Origin of the sequence: Ignavibacterium sp., assembly GCA_032027145.1 — a bacterium.
GTDB lineage: Bacteria > Bacteroidota > Ignavibacteria > Ignavibacteriales > Ignavibacteriaceae > IGN3.
In genome coordinates, this window is the sequence record JAVSMP010000001.1 from 1,023,577 (window position 1) to 1,041,873 (window position 18,297).

Annotated in this window: 17 protein-coding genes; 6 read left to right on the forward strand and 11 right to left on the reverse strand. The window is 33.6% G+C overall.

Features of this window, described 5'->3' with window-relative positions; all coding sequences use genetic code 11:
• Positions 1-88: 88 nt before the first annotated feature.
• Together ROY99_04115 and ROY99_04120 are read left to right on the forward strand one after the other, a co-directional pair.
• Positions 89-1,075 carry a radical SAM protein gene (locus ROY99_04115; protein MDT3695553.1) on the forward strand — a complete coding sequence of 329 codons (987 nt, stop codon included), beginning with the start codon at positions 89-91 and terminating at the stop codon, positions 1,073-1,075.
• Between the two features lie 134 nt (positions 1,076-1,209).
• Positions 1,210-1,371 carry a hypothetical protein gene (locus ROY99_04120; GenBank protein ID MDT3695554.1) on the forward strand — a complete coding sequence of 54 codons (162 nt, stop codon included), beginning with the start codon at positions 1,210-1,212 and terminating at the stop codon, positions 1,369-1,371.
• Positions 1,372-1,447: 76 nt separating this feature from the next.
• On the opposite strand, the gene ROY99_04125 is transcribed toward ROY99_04120, so the two are convergent.
• The 9 genes from ROY99_04125 to ROY99_04165 form a co-directional block, all read right to left on the reverse strand.
• Positions 1,448-2,203: a LytTR family DNA-binding domain-containing protein gene (locus tag ROY99_04125; protein ID MDT3695555.1), complete on the reverse strand. Its 756-nt coding sequence runs from the start codon at positions 2,201-2,203 to the stop codon at positions 1,448-1,450.
• A 58-nt stretch (positions 2,204-2,261) separates the two neighbouring features.
• The gene (locus ROY99_04130; GenBank protein MDT3695556.1) at positions 2,262-3,302 is read right to left on the reverse strand and encodes a histidine kinase; all 1,041 of its coding nucleotides are present in this window, start codon (positions 3,300-3,302) and stop codon (positions 2,262-2,264) included.
• Between the two features lie 102 nt (positions 3,303-3,404).
• Entirely contained in the window at positions 3,405-3,827 is a 423-nt protein-coding gene (locus ROY99_04135; GenBank protein ID MDT3695557.1) for a hypothetical protein, read from the reverse strand.
• Positions 3,828-3,901: 74 nt separating this feature from the next.
• Entirely contained in the window at positions 3,902-4,483 is a 582-nt protein-coding gene (locus ROY99_04140) for an outer membrane beta-barrel protein (GenBank protein ID MDT3695558.1), read from the reverse strand.
• Between the two features lie 263 nt (positions 4,484-4,746).
• Positions 4,747-6,036: a TolC family protein gene (locus tag ROY99_04145; protein MDT3695559.1), complete on the reverse strand. Its 1,290-nt coding sequence runs from the start codon at positions 6,034-6,036 to the stop codon at positions 4,747-4,749.
• A gap of 25 nt (positions 6,037-6,061) precedes the next feature.
• Positions 6,062-7,666 carry a DHA2 family efflux MFS transporter permease subunit gene (locus tag ROY99_04150; protein MDT3695560.1) on the reverse strand — a complete coding sequence of 535 codons (1,605 nt, stop codon included), beginning with the start codon at positions 7,664-7,666 and terminating at the stop codon, positions 6,062-6,064.
• On the reverse strand, positions 7,667-8,674 hold the full coding sequence (locus ROY99_04155) for an HlyD family secretion protein (GenBank protein ID MDT3695561.1): 1,008 nt from the start codon (positions 8,672-8,674) through the stop codon (positions 7,667-7,669).
• Between the two features lie 14 nt (positions 8,675-8,688).
• Positions 8,689-9,291, reverse strand: a complete 603-nt coding sequence (locus ROY99_04160) for a TetR/AcrR family transcriptional regulator (protein MDT3695562.1) — start codon at positions 9,289-9,291, stop codon at positions 8,689-8,691.
• A 625-nt stretch (positions 9,292-9,916) separates the two neighbouring features.
• A complete protein-coding gene (locus ROY99_04165) occupies positions 9,917-11,476 on the reverse strand; it encodes a glycosyltransferase family 39 protein (protein MDT3695563.1) in 1,560 nt (519 codons plus the stop codon).
• A gap of 608 nt (positions 11,477-12,084) precedes the next feature.
• On the opposite strand from ROY99_04165, the gene ROY99_04170 reads away from it, so the two are divergent.
• The 3 genes from ROY99_04170 to ROY99_04180 all read left to right on the forward strand — a co-directional run bounded on the left by ROY99_04170 (position 12,085) and on the right by ROY99_04180 (position 14,560).
• Positions 12,085-13,074 (forward strand): hypothetical protein, encoded by a 990-nt coding sequence (locus tag ROY99_04170; protein ID MDT3695564.1) that lies wholly within the window; start codon positions 12,085-12,087, stop codon positions 13,072-13,074.
• 326 nt (positions 13,075-13,400) lie between these two features.
• Complete coding sequence (locus ROY99_04175; GenBank protein ID MDT3695565.1) at positions 13,401-13,832, forward strand: hypothetical protein; 432 nt, start codon at positions 13,401-13,403, stop codon at positions 13,830-13,832.
• Positions 13,833-14,140: 308 nt separating this feature from the next.
• Positions 14,141-14,560: a hypothetical protein gene (locus tag ROY99_04180; GenBank protein MDT3695566.1), complete on the forward strand. Its 420-nt coding sequence runs from the start codon at positions 14,141-14,143 to the stop codon at positions 14,558-14,560.
• A 46-nt stretch (positions 14,561-14,606) separates the two neighbouring features.
• Here the strand turns inward: ROY99_04180 and ROY99_04185 are convergent, their stop codons facing one another.
• Complete coding sequence (locus ROY99_04185; protein ID MDT3695567.1) at positions 14,607-15,989, reverse strand: MFS transporter; 1,383 nt, start codon at positions 15,987-15,989, stop codon at positions 14,607-14,609.
• Between the two features lie 135 nt (positions 15,990-16,124).
• Positions 16,125-16,703, reverse strand: coding sequence for a hypothetical protein (locus tag ROY99_04190; GenBank protein MDT3695568.1), 579 nt, complete (start codon positions 16,701-16,703; stop codon positions 16,125-16,127).
• A gap of 236 nt (positions 16,704-16,939) precedes the next feature.
• On the opposite strand from ROY99_04190, the gene ROY99_04195 reads away from it, so the two are divergent.
• Positions 16,940-18,283 carry a sodium:alanine symporter family protein gene (locus ROY99_04195; protein MDT3695569.1) on the forward strand — a complete coding sequence of 448 codons (1,344 nt, stop codon included), beginning with the start codon at positions 16,940-16,942 and terminating at the stop codon, positions 18,281-18,283.
• Positions 18,284-18,297 lie beyond the last annotated feature (14 nt).

An 18,297-nucleotide genomic window follows, 5' to 3' on the forward strand; every position in this document is an offset into this window, starting at 1 on the left:
TTTTTATTTGAGTTCATTAGAAGTCAATCAAGCAAGAAGTATTTATTTGTTCTTTTTTACTTGTTAATTATACATTGTAAATTGTTATATGAATTTTATTCCGTCATATAAAAAACTTTTGCAAAAAGGAGAGCTGCAAAAAAGAGTTGAGCTTGCTTATAATGATTTAATTTCCTGTACTTGCTGTCCGTTAGATTGCAAGGTTAACAGAATCGAAGGCGAACTTGGGATTTGTGTAAGCGGATATCTGCCGATTGTTTCTTCTTACACACCGCATTTTGGCGAGGAACCTGTTTTATCGGGAAAGAAAGGTGCTGGAAATATTTTTTTTGGTAACTGTAATCTAAAATGTATTTATTGTCAAAATTTTGAGATCAGTCAGAATTATAAATCAGAGCGTTTGCATCAGGTAAGTCATGAAAGACTTTCAGAAATAATGCTTGAGCTGCAGGGGAAGGGCTGCCACAATATCGGACTTGTTTCTCCAACTCATTTTTCATCAACTATTCTAAAATCAATTTACCTTGCTGCTGAAAAAGGACTTAATCTCCCAATCATTTACAATACAAATGGATACGATTCTGTAGAAATACTTAAGCTTTATGATGGAGTAATTGATATTTATCTGCCCGATATAAAATACGGGAATAATGAATATGCAAAAAAATACTCACATGTTGATAATTATTTTAAGTACGCAAAGGAAGCAATCAAAGAAATGTTCAGACAGGTTGGTGATGAGCTTGTTTATAAAGATAATGTTCTTGTGCGCGGATTAATTATCAGACACCTTGTTCTGCCGAATGATCTTTCCGATACCGAAAAAGTATTTAAATTTATTGCAGAAGAACTTAGTCCAAATGTTCATATTTCTTTAATGTCACAATACTATCCAACCAACAAAGCTTATAAAGATATTTTATTAAACAGAATATTAAGATATTCAGAATATAAAAGAGCCTTGGAATTGCTTGACAAATACGGTTTGTGCAAGGGATGGATTCAGGAAATGGAAAGCCCTTCTAATTATCTTCCATATTTTAATCAGGATAGGGTAAATCCTTTTAATAATTGATCAAGATTTTTTTACTCAGTTAAAAATATTAATGAAGATTTATATTCATTTTAAATCTTCTTCTCCTAATTTTTAGTTGTGGAATTAATTAAGTTTCTTTAATAACTATAAACAGAAGTTCGGGAGATAAAATTATGAGCAGAAAAGTTGAAGTAGCCGGGATAATGGGCCCGGTATGGTTTATTGGCTGGTTGTTTACAATTGGATTTTTAAAACTCACATTTTTTAAAGGTCTTTTAGCGTTAATCATTTGGCCATATTATATCGGTGATTTTCTTTCAGGCAAGATTATGTAAGAATGATAGAGTTCAGCTGGTTGTTAAACAGATACCGGCACTTGAATTTATTTGTAGAATAACAATAAAAGTTTACCTACTTATCCATCCACGCTTTGAATGCGGAAGATCTCTCAACACTTACGAGGGCTTCAACATCTTTTGGTTCCTGAGGGTTTAATTCTATTTTTATTCGTGAACGTGAATAAGGAATCATATTTTTGATTGCATTAAGAGCTACTATCATTTTTCTGTTTATGCGAAAAAATCTTTCCGGGTCTATTATCTCCTGAAGTTTATCAAGAGTAAAATCAACAGGGTAAGTGCTGCCGGATAATGTTGTAAGAAAAACATTTTTTTCCATTGCAAAGAAATAAGCAACCTCTTCAATTTCTACTTTCTTAATCTTTTGTCCATATTGAATTAAAAATCTTTTTTTAAAGTTGATTTCTCTGCTCTGAATATTCTTAATTATTTCTTCATAATCCATCAAGTAAGAAGTCTTGATACTTTTGAACTTATTCAGACTATTATGCAGCTCCTCTTTTCTGATAGGCTTAAGCAGATAATCAATGCTGTTTAGTTTAAATGCATTGATAGCAAACTGATCATAAGCAGTAGTGAAGATAATCGGTATATCAACAGTTACTTTTTCAAATATTGAAAAACTTGTGCCGTCTTCCAGCTGAATATCAAGAAAAATTAAATCCGGTTTGTTCTGTTTAAGATATCTGATCGATTGCTCAACAGAAGTAAGCACTGCAGAAATTTCAATTGATGGATCAATTTCATGGATTAGCTCTTCTAATCTCTCAGCAGCAAGCTTTTCGTCTTCGATTATTATTGCTTTCATTTTTATTCTATCAGTATTTAGAAAGATAATTTTCTTTTAGTTTGAAAAGATAAAGTTTTTACTCCGGTTTTATAATCGGAATTTTTGCAATGTATTCTTTTTCAGTAACAGAATATTGCGGAGGAATTTTACTAAGTAATTCATATCGTTTGTTAAGATTACTTAATCCTATACCTTTAGAATCAGCATTGTTGATCTTTGGCTGTAGATTATTTACAATAATTAAAAAGTCTCCATCAGTATAAATTTTTATTTTCAGCGGATTATCAGAGGAAGCTTTGTTATGCTTAAAAGCATTCTCAATTAATGTCTGTACAGTAAGCGGAGGAACCAAACACTTAAGCATAGACACATCTACGCTTATTTCCAGATCAATTGCATTTTCAAATCTGATTTTCTGAAGAAACAAGAATGATTTAGCGAAATCCAGTTCCTCTCTTAATTCAACAACCGGTTTTTCTATTACATCAAGTGTGTACCGGTAAACCGAAGCAAACTCATCCAGAAAAATCTGTGCTTTATCTGTGTCTCTTTTTATAAGTGATGACAGAACATTTAAACTGTTAAATAAGAAATGTGGACTTAACTGATTTTTCAGTGTTTCAAATCTTATCTGCGAATTTTCTTTTTCAAGTCTTTCTGCCATAAGCTGTGACTTTCGGTTTCTGCTAAACCAGGAAATTGCTTCTATAACGCTTACAATAATGATATTAATTACAGCAGTAATAAGTGAATTATTAATTAAATTCTTAATCAATCCATCTTTGTAATGTATTAATGCTTCGTTGATTATTGCACTTATTGAACCGATTACAGCTCCTAAAAAAACAGTCAGAATTAGTTCAGAAGGAATTCTCGGAATAAGTTTGTCGGGTAGCTTAAATATTGTATCAAGTTTGTTTATTAAAAGGATGTCAAGAAATATCAGAATAAGAGCATACACAAAACTGAATGCTGTTCCAAAAGCAAGTCTTGTTAAAAAATTTAACACACCAGAAACTTCGATAAATCCTGTAGCATAGTTGTAGGTGATGATTATAAGCTGTACAAAAAATGCAAGCAGCAGAATGCCCAGGATAGTATGTTTATTCAATTTCATTTTCACACTTCAAAATTCGTTAAAAAGGAATTAAAATGCTTAGCATTTCAATCTTTATTTATTTGTTCATCTGTTTGCTCTCTCAAACAAAAAAAAATTTCATTATACCATGCGATTAATTTTGGGAAGTAATAAATCACGAAGGCTCAATCCTCCCTGCACTGCAAACACTAAATAAAGCAAAACAAAAAGTCCATCCAAAATACCGGTAAACCAGAATGTTGAGGGAAAACTGCTGACAAATATCATAAAAGCATAAAGCTGGATAACATAGAATAACCGCCCAATTATCAGACATCCAATGTTAAATGAGTATCTCTTAATGTTGAAGGCGGAGAGAAATTGTAAGTAAGCGAAACAAATAAAGAATGATCCGAGAAAAATTGAAAAAAATGGATCAATAGGCGGATTATTAATAATGCGGTTAGAGCCGATAAAAAAGAAATACATAACAGCTGCAGTTGTATCCCATAATCCGCTTACAAAAAAAATAACTGCTAAAGGTTTTAAGTTATTATTATTCATTTAGTTCTAGTTTTTCAATTTGATAATTTTAATAAACCGGGAGTATTTATACTCCCGATATGTTTTATGTTTTTTTAAAAAGACAAAGCTAAGCCAAGTCCAACAGAAACATAATTAAGGTTAACAGATGTAATCTGATTTGAAATTTCAATATCTCTGTATAAAGAACGATATCTGACGCTCGGCATCAAACTTAATCTATCAAAGATTGGAATTACAATTCCAGCATCAGCCTGCCATCCTATCCCATGCCCTGAATCACTTATTATCTGCCCATCAGAATTTTCAACTTCAATGTGATTGAATATTCCACCCAGCCTAACCAAATAAAACAAACCTGTTTCACTTATTGGATGAACAAATTGAAAACCAAAAGTGTAACCGGTTTCTTCAAAATCTATATTGGTGCCAGCAAAAGAATTATCAGCAGAAAATTTATTCCATCCCCATCCGGCATAAGCAGCAAGATGCGGCATAAAACGATAAGCCACAGTACCTTCAAATCCTACCCCTGTTTTAATGTCCGTATCCACAAAATTTTCGGTGGAGAAAGAAGCTCCGCTTCTCAATTCCAGGTTCCAACGTTCTTGTGCAGATAAGTTATAAGGTATCCATATTATCATAAGGATAATGATTGTTAAAATTGTCTTTTTCATAGTATTTCTCCTTTTAGTTTTTAAAAAGTTATTTAAAGTTCTGATTCAAATTTATAGGGTAAGCCAAGTGTATGGAAAAAATAGGAGATGAGCCTGTCTGAACAGTGGCTGAATCAGTAAAATACTATGACGAAAAATCGGATTTAGCAGATAGAAAATTTTTTAAATAACTTTTATTGGAATCCTGCAAAGAAAATAGAGAATTAAGTAATTGCTTATTTTAAAAGGTTTCATTGTGGTGTTTAATTTTTGGTAATTTAATTTTACCAGATAACATCTCCGACAGCTTTCTTTAAGTTATAACTGCTGATAATTGCATCATAAACTGCCCGCAGATACTGCAGCTGTGCTTGTTCAAATGAGTTTTCAGAGTCAAGCAGATCAAGGTTTGTTACTACTCCATTTTTATACTGCACATTTGCACGATTGATAGATTCCTGAGCATAGCTGACCTGAATTTTAGTTGTGCTGATTTTATTTAACTTTGTTTTAAGATCTTCTACTGCCTGCTGAACTTCGGAGGTAATATCATTTTTAATTTGCAGAGTATGTGTTTCAGAAACTTTTATATTTGCATCTGCTTCTTCAAGACTTGCAGAGGTTCTGAAACCATTAAAAATCGGAACACTCACTCCAATTCCTGCCGCCCAATTACCTCTTAAAACATCAAGATTTGGTATATAGCCATTCTTCAATCCATAAGAAAAATTAACATTCAAAGATGGCATATTGCCAAGGCTTGCAATTTCTTTTATAAGATGAGTATTGTTTTCCTGATCAAGTGCCAGTTTAATTTCAGGTCTCTGCTTAAAAGCAATTTCTAACAACGAATCTTTATTTACAAAAAATTGATTCAAAGAAAAGTTTCCCTTTAGTTTTGTATCCGATTCATAAGGTATTCCGGTTAATTTTTTTAATTGAACAATTTGTTTATCAAGCAGATTTTGTAAATCAAGTTTTTGATTCTCTGCGTTTGATATTCTAACTTTTGTTGTGAGGACATCAAAATCTGTTGCACTTCCTGTTTCAACTTTCTTATAAGTAAACAAAAGATGATCATTAAGATTTACGATATCAGTATCCTTTACTGCAATGCTCTTTTCTAAAAGTAAAATTGAATAAAATATCTGAACTGTTTGAAAAGCAAGAGCCGATTTCACAAGGTCAACATTATCAATTTCTGATTGCTTTAACGATTTAGTAAAATCGATCAGCGCATCTCTTTTCCCAAAATCATATAATGTGTGAAACAGAGAAACATTAATATTATAGTTATCTGCTGGAAATAACTCAAATTGTTCTGAACCAAAAGCTATTACAGGCACAGGTCCAATGCGTGAATAAGAGGCATTAACATCTATAACCGGATAAAGACTGCTTTGCTGTTCTTTTATCTTAGCTTCGGCAACATTGATTTTTTCTTCTGCCTGTTGAATTAAGGGATAATTATTTATTGTTAAATCAATTACATTTTTTACTGTTAAGGAATCCTGCATGCTTTGGGCATTTAGAATCTGAAGACCAGCAATAACCATCAATAACAATCTTAGCATTTTATATTTAACTCCATAATAATATCTATTCTAAAATATCAACTCTTTCTCTATTCCCTGATTTTTTATAACGAAGAAACAATAAAGGAATAATTATCAATACAGTAATAAACGCAGCGGCAAGAAAATCATCTGCAATTCCCTGAACAAATGCCTGATTAGAAATGTGTTGCACAATTAGTGCTTTTGATCTTGACATCATTTCAGCTCCGGTGCTTCCTGTGCTCTGTTGAACAAAATGATTTACATTAGTAACTGTCTGCTTAAATACAAGTGAATTTTGATTAACAGATTCACCAAATAATGCGGTGTGAAAAATTACTCTTCTTGTAAGCCAGGAACCAAGAATTGCAACCCCAAAGCTGCCTCCTATCTGTCTAATTGTGTTAAACAAACCGGTTGCCTGAGCCATTTTAGCTCTGGGAACATTATTAATTGCCATTGTATTAAGCGGGATGAACATAAACCCAAGTCCAAATCCCCTGATAATAAGCGGGATCATTATATCGTTGTATTCGGTGTATATTGAAAGATCTTTATACAAGTATGTACTGATAAAGGTCATAATGGTTCCAATAAATATCAAAATCTTCGGATTCATTTTATCAGCAAGCTTTCCGATTATTGGAGAAGTAATTCCCTGAATTATTCCAACCGGAAAAAACACAAATCCAGCCTGAAGAGCAGTATAACCGAGAGAGTTTTGTAGATACAACGGTACAAGAAAGGTGATTCCGAAAAAACCAAGTCCGAATATAAACATCATCAAATTAGCTAATCCAAAATTTCTGTTCATCAAAAGTCTTAGCTCAACAATCGGATGTTTTACTGTTAGCTCGGCAGTAATAAAAATTATAAATGCTGCAAAAGAAATAGCAAAACAACTTAATATAAAATTGGAAGTCCAGCCGCCGGTATTCCAGGCTGCATTACCATCTGATAAAGCAAGTAAAAGAAAAACAAGAAACAACGTCATTGATATAAACCCAACAATATCAAAATCGCGGGTTTGTTCGGTTTTGTATTCGCGTTGAATAATCAAAGTTGCAACTAAGCCAACAATACCAACCGGTACATTGATATCAAAAATAGTCTGCCAGCTGAAAGCATCTATCAGGTAACCACCAAGCATAGGTCCAAGCGATACAGAAGCCGCTGACGCAATTCCCCAGAAACCCAAAGCCATACCTCTTTTTTCAGGAGGGAATTCTCTCGTTACAATTGCCATCCCTACCGGCATAATAAATCCGGCACCGGAACCCTGAAGGATACGGAATATAATCAACATGTTTTCATCAGTAGAAAGGCTGCACAACAAAGAGCCGAGCGTAAATAAAAATATTCCGAGGAAATAAGTTTTCTTGTATCCCAAATGATCTGCAACCCAACCAGAAGAAGGAAGCACAACAGCAAAAATTAATAAGTAACCTGTTATCACCCATTCAACTTTATCTACACTGATTCCGAATGCTGCCATCATTTTTGGCAGAGCAACATTAACAATAGTTGTATCAAGCACTGCCATAAAAGTACCGATCATTACATTGGCAAGCACAAACCATTTATAGGATGGATGCTGATCCAGCGCAGAAAGTTTAGTACTAAAACCGTTTTTGGTATTGTTTCCCATTTAATTTTTCAGCTTAATTTTTATCTCAACTGACATTCCCGGCAGCAGTCTTATCTTTTTATCTTGAACCATATTACCATTTTCATCAACCGGATAAATTGAAATTCTGATCGGAACTCTTTGAGTGATTTTTGTAAAATTACCAGATGCATTTGCCGGAGGAATTAAAGAAAATTGTGATGCAGTGTTCGATCCCATTAAATAAACTTTACCGGCAAATTTTTGGTCGGGATAAGTATCTACAGTTATCTGAACTGTATTGCCATTTTCTATAGAAGCAAGTTTTGTTTCTTCAAGATCAGCAGTTACCCAAATATTATTTACATCAAACACAGTGTAGATTGGCTGACCAGGTTGTACAACATCTCCCTGCAGCACCCATCGTTTGCCAATTACTCCATTTAATGATGAAGATACCACAGTGTTAGTTAGTTGTGTCTTTATTACATTCAATCTGGCAGCAGCAGATTTTAGATTGGACTTGGCAAGCTCATATTTTGCCTTTGCCTGTTCTAAAGAATGAAATGCATTATCAAACTTTTCTTTTGATATAATATTACTTTTGAATTGGGATTCGGCTCTGTTAAAATCTTCCTGAGCTTTAGCAAGATTTACCTTCTCAAGATTTATATTTTCTCTTGAAGTAGAAAGAAGAGCTTCAGCCTCATTTTTCTTAGCATAAAGATCGGCTGAATCAAGAGTTGCAAAGATATCCCCGATTTTAACAGTATCACCTTCATCGTAATTTAAAGAAGTAATTCTGCCAAGTATTTTTGAGCTTACAGTTAATTTATTAGCATCAATAAATGCATCATCAGTTGATACAAACCCAAGCTGAGCCTGATACCATCTCCAGGCAAATACTGCCGCAATTGCAATTACTATGAATGGTATAATAAATCTTTTCTTTGTGTAAAAACCGTGAGACTGATCTGCATTGCTGTTTTTAATATCAGCACTGTTGCTTTCATCATTAGAGCTTATCTTTTCATTAACTTTATTTGCCATTAGTCCGACTCCCGTTATGCTTTAATACCTTCTAAAAAAACTTTTATGAACAAACCTGATTCCTTTTTTAACTGTTTAACGAAAATTTTATCATCACTTCTGCCTTTCAGTTGACGCAGAACTCTGAACCTTAATCCCTGAAGTATATGCAGAATTAATTCCGATACATCGGAAGGGAGTGCTTTTTTAAATTCACCTTTACTTTTACCTTCTTTAATTATACTATCAATAAGCTTCAGTTCCTGATAGTGAAAATTTTCAAACAAAGATTTATAAATTGATTTGGTATTTGTAAATGAATGAACATTTAACATTCTTAGGTTTAATAACTCTTCAAAGAACTCTAATCTTTTTTCGACATAAAGGGCAATTTTTTTAGAGGCAGCGGTATTTTGTTTAATAGTTTTTTCAATTGCCTTAACAAATTCATCCTGTTCGTGCTGAATCACTGCCCGGAACAGATCTTCTTTTGCAGGGAAGTAGTAATAAAGGGATGCTTTGCCTAACTCAACATCTGAGGCAATTTCATCCATTGTTGCTTTGTTAAATCCAAATTGTGCAAAGCGCTCTCTTGCTGCTTTAAGGATAGCCTGCTCTTTCTCTTTTGTTTTGTTCATATTTTTTAACCTTCGACTGATTTACTTGAACGGTCGAAAAAATAATTTAAAAACAATGTATAAGTCAAACTCAGATATATGCTAAATATCTCACTATGATTTAGAGCAAAGGGAGGGAAAGAAAGGAAATATATTACTCGTACTCTTCAAAATATCTCGGATAAACTTTATCGGGGTTGTATTTTATAAACCTATCCATTGCTGATTTCTCAAAGACAATTCAGTTAAAAGAGTAAAAATTTATTTAGAACTTAACTGTCAATTAACAAGACTAACATGTGGTGGATGTATAATAATATCAGGTTAGCTGAGTATGAAATAAATATTGTGCATTGTAATAAGTTAATGTAAGAACTAACCGAAGATGGAAAACAAATAAACAAACTTGCTATTAATTCAAAGATGAAAACAAATATCATCTGACTCAAACCAAATGTAAGAGATTGATAATCAGGTTCTTTAAACATTCTGAGATCACTTATTTCTAAAAGGATATTAATTATAAATCGTGAACGTATTGTTTATTTATTGTAATATCCCGTCCAATATTTTTGGTATATAATTTTTATCCAAATTTCTGTGAAGAGGAGAGGTTGTTTTTTTATATGGAACTGCCGGTTACTAACTAATAAAAATTCTTACTTCTTTCAAGCATTTCAATAAATGGGATTTTGGGTCCGCGGCAGATAAATACTACCATATTGTTTTCATCAGGCGATACATACTCGTTATTAAACTCACCCGGAAAGAGCTCAACAGTATTAAACAATTGGTTAAGGTCACTATAAGCATCCGGACTGTCAATTTGAAGAAGGATATCTCCGTCTAATCTGTTCTTACTCCACAAATAATAATTATTATGCGAGCTTGCAGCAGGTGGAAGATTATAATCTTTTCCATACAACTCAATTGCCCCGGCTTTACCATAATTCCCCGCAGCAACAATTGTACGCTTTTTATCTGCTTCTGATAAGCTGTTATAGGCAGTAATAACAAGTTTTGCTTTTTCTTCCCAGCCAATTCTATCGGCGAGAAGTTGAGGCAATGGCGGCTTCTTTCCTCTTTCAATCTCAGTATTGAAACCAAGAAATTCTGTGTACTCTTTGACTGTTTCGTAATTAAAGTAAGGCAATATTATCGGCAGTGCTAAAGCTAATCCAATAAAAAGAAAAATTATAACAACATATTTTAACCACAATGCACTAAATCTGTTTGTGATATTTGAAAAAAATAGTGCACCTCCCGAAAATACAGCAGGATAAGCAAATGCAAGCCGGTCTGATCTGCTGGTACCGGAGAACATCATAAAAAGAAATAATCCAACAAACAAAATAGATAGAAACCGGAAATCCTTATACCGCTTTGAAAATAGAAGATAGAAAGTTCCAGCTAGCCAAAACGGAACTGTGGTTGGAGACATTTGCATTATTTGTCCAATTATAAAATCAAGCGGCGGTGTGTAAACATTTTTGTATAAACTTATATTTCTGTAAAACTCTAACGATGGAAAACCGTTTATGATCTGCCAGATAATATTGGGTAAAATAATCAAAGCAGTTAGTATGATACCGAAAGCAAACCATTTGTTAAATAACAATTTCCATTTGCCCCCTGCAGCCAAAGCAATTACAACAGCTACAATAAAAATTACAAATGTATGTTTATTCATTATGCCGAACCCCACAACAATTCCGGCGTACGGCCAGAGTTTTACGCTGTTGGATTTGATTATTTTCACGATTGTCAGTAAAAGTAAAACAGCAAGTAAAAGTTCGAATGCATTCATTGAATAAAATCCACCAGATGCAACTGTTACTGGCATTGCGGCAAAAGAACAGGCAGCAAGTAATTGTGCGAATTTATTCCCACCGATTTCTTTTGTCAGGATGCCAGTGAAAAAAACTGCCGCAGCTACTGTAAGAGCAGGCAGAATTCTGATTGCATATAAAGAATCACCAAAGAAAAACTGATAAATTGTCAGTAAGAACGGAGCTAGCGGCGGATGATCAACATAACCGAAAGCCGGATTGTTTGCACAGGCAATGTAATAGAATTCATCAATAAAATATCCGTAGCCTTTTGTGAATGTGGAAAGATAAATTATAAGGAATGTAAAAGTACTTACAAAATAAAGATGCCTTTCTCTTAAAATTGATAATTTTATTTTTTCAAACAAGCTTTTCATAAATGATATTGATAATATTAGAAAACGTAGAGGAAATTAATAACTGCAAAATAGTATTAAGTATTTATTATGATAAATGGTATCTGGAATTTTCAAACGGATTACTGTTCGGCTAAAATATAGATAATAATAATTTATTGATATCCTATTTGAAGGAAATAATACTGGAACAGAAAGCGCCTCAGTTTTTATACTGCTGCATTATTAATAAGCAGTGGTAAAAAAAGATTTTATAATAAGATTCTCCTTGTTAAGACTTTAGAGTTTCTTCCAGTATCTATTATATAATACGAATAGCAGGGTTAATGGTAGAAAACATTAATACTGATAATTAAACTGAGTGGCACAAATCAACCGCAGCCCCATCTTACAAATATTATTACCACTTATCCATAAATCCATGCACACACATTAAATAGAAAATATTTTTGGAGCGTCTTCTTCTTAAAATCTTGTTGAGCATACAAGAAAAAATGCACATGTAATATTTCTGCCGGCAGATGTTTTTTCTGTTCGTATTCTTAAAAATTTAATCTCCTGTTCTGAAGACAAAACTATTATTAAATAACTAATTAATTGTATTAACGTAATTCATAAAAGAGGCTAAGATGAAAAAGTTAATGAAAATAGGGGCGATAGTAATTGGGGGGCTTGTTGTGCTGGTAATTTCCGGTTCAGTTTATTTTACTCTAACATTTCCAAAGGATGTTCCTGTTATCAATGTGAAGGTTGTTGCAACACCTGAAAGGATTGAAAGAGGAAAGTATCTTGCAAACAGTGTGGCAGTTTGTATAGATTGTCATTCAACCAGAGACTTCACAAAATTTTCAGGACCGGTTGTGCCCGGAACTGAGGGTATGGGCGGTGCAATCTTTGGAGAAGAATCAGGTTTACCCGGTACTGTGCCGGTAAAAAATATTACTCCGGCAGCATTAGGAAAATGGTCTGATGGCGAAATAATCCGTGCATTAACTTCCGGATTAGACAAAGATGGTAAGTCATTATTCCCGATTATGCCGTATGAGAATTATCATACAATGTCGGAAGAGGATCTTTATTCAGTTGTTGCATATTTACGGACTCTGAAACCAATAGAAAATGAAGTTGGTAATAAGCAGCTTGATTTCCCGTTAAACTTTATCGAAAAAACCCTACCAATTGAAGTTTATAAACCGTTAAAATCTCCTGATAAATCTGATATGAAAGCTTATGGAAAATATCTTGTAACTTTAGGAGCCTGCATTCACTGCCATACACAATCTGAAGATGGTAAATTAGTTGAGGGAATGGAATATGCAGGCGGTGGTGAAGTAAAATTTCCATTTGGAATTATTCGCAGTGCAAATATTACTCCTGATGTTGAAACCGGAATTGGTTCCTGGACGAAAGAAGTATTTATTCAGCGATTTAAATCAATGGCTTCCGATCTGGCTAAGAATATGGCAGTAAAGCAAGGTGATTTTAATACAGTAATGCCTTGGACTATGTATGCTAATATGACTGAAGAGGATCTTGGAGCAATCTATGAATATTTACGCAGCATTAAACCAGTTAAGAATGCAGTAGAAAAGTTTTCTCCGTTACTAGCAAAAAAATAAACATAGGGTGGATTTTATAATTAGATGATTTTAGCAGCAGCATCTGTTATATAGTATAAGAAAGATAAATTGATCTTTGAAAAATTGTTAATAAAGGTGGAAGTGAATTAGTAGTTTGAACCTTGATCAAAAATTTGCCGAGTATTTATCCCGGTTGTTTTGTTTTGCAGTTATAAATTTTGGTTGAAGTTTGTTTAACTACAATAAACACTAAGATTTTCCTTTCATTAATTATTATTTCCTTTCTTCACTAACAGATGGCGGACTGCACAAATAAAAATTAAGTTTCGATTGAACGAATAACCATTAATTAAAAGGAGCACACAATGAAAAAATCTTTAGCATTGTTGTTTGCGCTTCTTGTAGTAACTACTCTTAAAGCACAAGTAACAGAATTCCCGGATGAAAAAAAATCTGCTATTGTTGATAACCTCACCATTGGAATAAAATCAGAAAACATCGGTCTTCACACCAGTTCAGCATTTGTAATGTATGATCTGATAAAAGAATCATATATTCAAAGCAGTGATGCAAATAAGGCAATGATTCCTCTTTTAAAAGTATTAAACGAAGGAAAAACAGATGATGAAAGAATAGCCGCTGCATTTGCATTATATCAGCTTGGCAACCCAATCGGGATTTATCAATTGCGGGGAGTTGCTGTTTTTGATAATAACCATAGAGTTTCTGAGATATGTAAAAACCTTTACGTTACTTATCACAAACTGCATGGAACAGAATATTTAATAAGCTTATGATCTGCTGAAAAATTTATAATCCTCAATTGCAGCCGGGTAAATATCCTGGCTGCTTTTTTTACTGCTGATATTTTTTTCTTCTTAATCGTAAATAAATGAATAAAGTTTGATGTATTCTGCTAATCCTTCAAAACTATTTTCAGTATAATTTCCTTTCAGGGTTCTGAAATATTCTGTTAAAAGAAAAATCTAATATGTAACCCTTTCCATTGTCTTTAATCATTAAATCAATCCGTCTGTAATAAGTTAATTGAGAACATACTAAAACATTCTTATGTTTCACTTAGAAAAATTCAGAGAGGTATATGATGCAAAAGGCTTTAATAATTGTTAACAATAAAAACTCTGCAAATAATAAATTCGGCGAATCAATTGCCCAGTTTCTTTTGCACCGAGGATTGACTGCTGAACTGATACCAATAAATAATTTTGAACCTCGTAAGCTTGAGGAAGTAGATTATCTATTACTAAGCGGCTGGAAAAGCAGATCACTGTTTTCTATAAGTAAGCCGGACAGCGAATGGATGGATTTTGTAAATAACCTTCCAAGCTTAAATGGAATTAAGACCGCGGTTTTTAATGTTTCTAAATTGTTTTCCGGCAGGATGTTTAAGCGAATGAAAAAATATCTTAATGGAAAAACAAACAAAGTTGATTTTGAATTTAAGTCTTCAGACGGATCTTTATCTATTTCTGATAAGCTTACACTGAATGAGTTTATTGGATAACCGGATTTATTATACCTTAAGATTTTATTGTTGCTTGATGTGAAAACTATTTATGTATTTTACCTCTTGCCAGTGAAGCAAAGATACCCAGAAAACATAAAACGCTGAAGAATATAAAAGCTGTTCGTAAGCTGATTAAAAATGCATCCTGATTTGCAGCACTTATCTTTTCACTGCCGATGAAAACCGATATAATTATTATAACAATTCCCATCGAAAACATTTGTCCAATCATTCTCATTGATGCTAATGTTGATGATGCAACTCCATAATATTCGCTTTCAACCGAGCTCATAATTGCATTAACATTTGGTGATGAGAACAATGCAAAGCCAAACCCCATCATTGCAAGATTACCAACGATAATAAAGTAACTTGTTTCTTTTGTAAGAAAACAGAAAATAATTAGTCCGAATGTCAGCAGTCCCATTCCAACCGATGCAACATATCCCGGTTCGGTTTTATCTGATAGTTTTCCGGATATTGGTGAAAACAATGCCTGCATTACCGGCTGTGTAATTAATATAATTCCGGCATCTTCTGGATTTAACATCTTAACACTTTGAAGATAAAAGCTCATTAAAAAACTAATTGCAAAAGTTGCACTGTAATTTATTAAAGCTGCTGTATTAGACATTGTAAATGTTTTGTTGCTGCGAAACAGAAGTATATTAAAAATAGGATATGCAGTTTTTGATTCAACAGTGTATAATACTACAAAAGAAAAAATGGAAACTGCTAACAGAAAATATCCAGCAGGCTTAGGAAAGAATGAAACAGATATCATTAATAAAATGATTGAGAGAATATAAATAGCTGCGCCCCTGTAATCATATTTGTTATCTTCAAATTTCTGCCACTCATGTTTAAGATAAATTGCATTGATAACAATAAGGCAGACACCCAGCAAAGCGTTTAAATAAAAAATTCCGCGCCAGCTTACATTTTGTGTTATCAAACCGCCAAGAAACGGTCCGGATGAAAGTCCGGTATAAACCGCAGAGGTATTTATTCCGAGCACCCTGCCGCGTTGTGATAATGGAAAAACACTAACAAGAATTGCAGTTGAACAACTGAAAATAAATGATGATCCAATACCTTGCATAACCCTGAATACAAGAAGCATTATTGTGCTAAAAGAAACTGCACTTAATATTGAGCCTGATGTAAAGAGAATAATACCCCATTTAAAAAATTTTGTTCTGCCGTAAATATCTGTCAGTTTACCAACAGGCAGTAACAATGCCGCGGTTGTTACAATATATGCAGTTGATAGCCAGCTGAGAAGTAAAGCATTTGCATTAAACTCTTCGCCAATAACCGGCAGGGCAATATTTATAGAAGAACCCATGAATGCAGTCATAAACGAAGCAAGTGTGGTGATCCACAAAATAAGCTTGGAAGGCGGGTTGTCGGAAGCTGCTATCATTTATTAAGACAGATTATAATTCGTATTGTTCCAGCAGTTAAAAACAGAATGATAACCCAAATATAATGCATTTTAGTTTTATTGGATAAAAATTCTTAATTAAACAAAAATAAATTGTTCAGTTAGAGTTTGAGTTTAAAAACCAACTGCTACTCCAACATGTACTATTGGCTCCCACTTCTTAAATGGAGAATTTTTATCCTGTAAGACATCAAATAAAATCTCAGCATAAGCAGTTGCATTTGAACCAATTGGCTGTCTGTATCCTGCGCCAAGCAGTACAAACGGAACCCACACTCTTTCGGACTCATATTTTTGGCTTAATTGATTGTAGGTATGGTGTTCATAGTTTGTAAATGCAAATTCTGCGTGCAAATATCCAAGTGGAACCGGACTGTATCTCATAAACAAACTTCCGCCAAAGTTATGATAAGTAAAATTTTCTCTGTTCTTATAATTTTCTTTTATAAAAGAATAATGAGCCTTGAGCCCGGATGAAAACTTAGAGCTGAAATTATATCCTATCATAGGTTCGGCACTAATAAGAATATAGTCGTTCCAAACATTAGCTCCGACATTACCGCCAAAATACCAATTGCCGGCTTTGGATGCGGGTGTATTGCTTAGCATAGTAGCTGAATAATCTTCTGCAAAATTAAGTGAAGAAGAAAAACAAAGAACAATGAAGAAAGAGAATGTAATTGTTTTTTTCATAAGACAACCTTCCTTTAGCTTAAATAATTAATAATAATCGGATGTGTAAAACTAACACTTAATCAAATAAATTAAAGCGGTTTAGGTAATTTTATCAAAACTGCATTGGCAACTTTGTTTTAAAAATCAGCAGACATATTTTTAGAATAACAACATAAGAATTATCTTTTTGCAAAGACAAATTTAATTATTAAATCAGCTTTATATTCTCAATTATTTTTATATAGGAAATTTTTATGGGAGCTTTAGAAAATGTTCTAACTCAAATTAGTGATATTCTTTGGGGTTATCCGCTTATTATTCTTCTTTTCGGTACACATATTTATTTAACTATAAGATTGAAGATAATTCAAAGGTTTATCGGAAAAGCAATAAAGATTTCTTTGGGCAGAAGTAAAGAGGGAAGCGGGGATATTAGTCAGTTTGGGGCATTAACCACGGCACTTGCAGCAACAATTGGTACAGGAAATATAGTTGGCGTATCGACTGCAATTGCAGCAGGCGGACCTGGTGCTGTTTTATGGATGTGGCTTACAGGTGTCTTTGGAATATCCACAAAATACAGTGAAGCATTGCTCGCAGTTAAATACAGAGTTAAAATGGCGGATGGATCAATGGCTGGCGGTCCTATGTATGTTCTTGAGCGCGGATTGAATATGAAATGGCTTGCTGTTTTGTTTGCTGCTTTCACATCAGTTACTGCTTTTGGAATCGGTAATATGGTGCAGTCCAATTCTATTTCAACTTTAGTGTTTGAAACTTTTAATATACCGATGTGGATAACAGGAATTATTTTAACTGTTTTAACTGCTGTGGTTATTATCGGCGGAATAAAATCTATTGCAACTGTTTGTGAAAGACTTGTTCCTTTTATGGCGATAACCTATTTGCTCGGCTGTTTGATAATTCTTGCAATGAACATTGGAGGAATTCCGAATACAGTTATGCTGATATTTAACAGCGCATTCAGCGGGCATGCTGTTGTTGGTGGATTTGTTGGTGCAGGAATGAAAGAAGCAATAAGATTTGGAATCGCACGCGGGTTGTTTTCAAACGAATCTGGTTTGGGCAGTGCACCTATTGTAGCAGCAGCAGCACAAACTAAGAACCCTGTTAGACAGGCGCTGGTCTCTTCAACCGGTACATTCTGGGATACTGTTGCGGTCTGTGCAGTAACTGGATTAGTAATTGTAAATTCAGGCGAATGGTTGAAAGGACTTTCAGGAGCAGCATTAACCAAACAGGCATTCAGTGATTTTCAGATAATTGGTCCTATTGTTTTAACTTTAGGACTGTTAACCTTCGTCTTCTCAACTATACTTGGCTGGTCTTACTATGGCGAGAAAGCTGCCGAATATCTTTTCGGAAACAAAGTTGTAAAACCTTACAGATATCTTTGGGTGATTTTTGTAATGATTGGCTCTGTGATGTCTTTAAATATAGTGTGGACTTTTGCAGATGTAACTAATGCTTTAATGGCAATACCAAATCTTGTTTCATTATTACTATTAAGCGGAGTAATCGTAAAGGAAACAAAAAAATATTTATGGAACGGAAATATTGAAGAGGAAGGGGAATAATAATTTTAAATTTT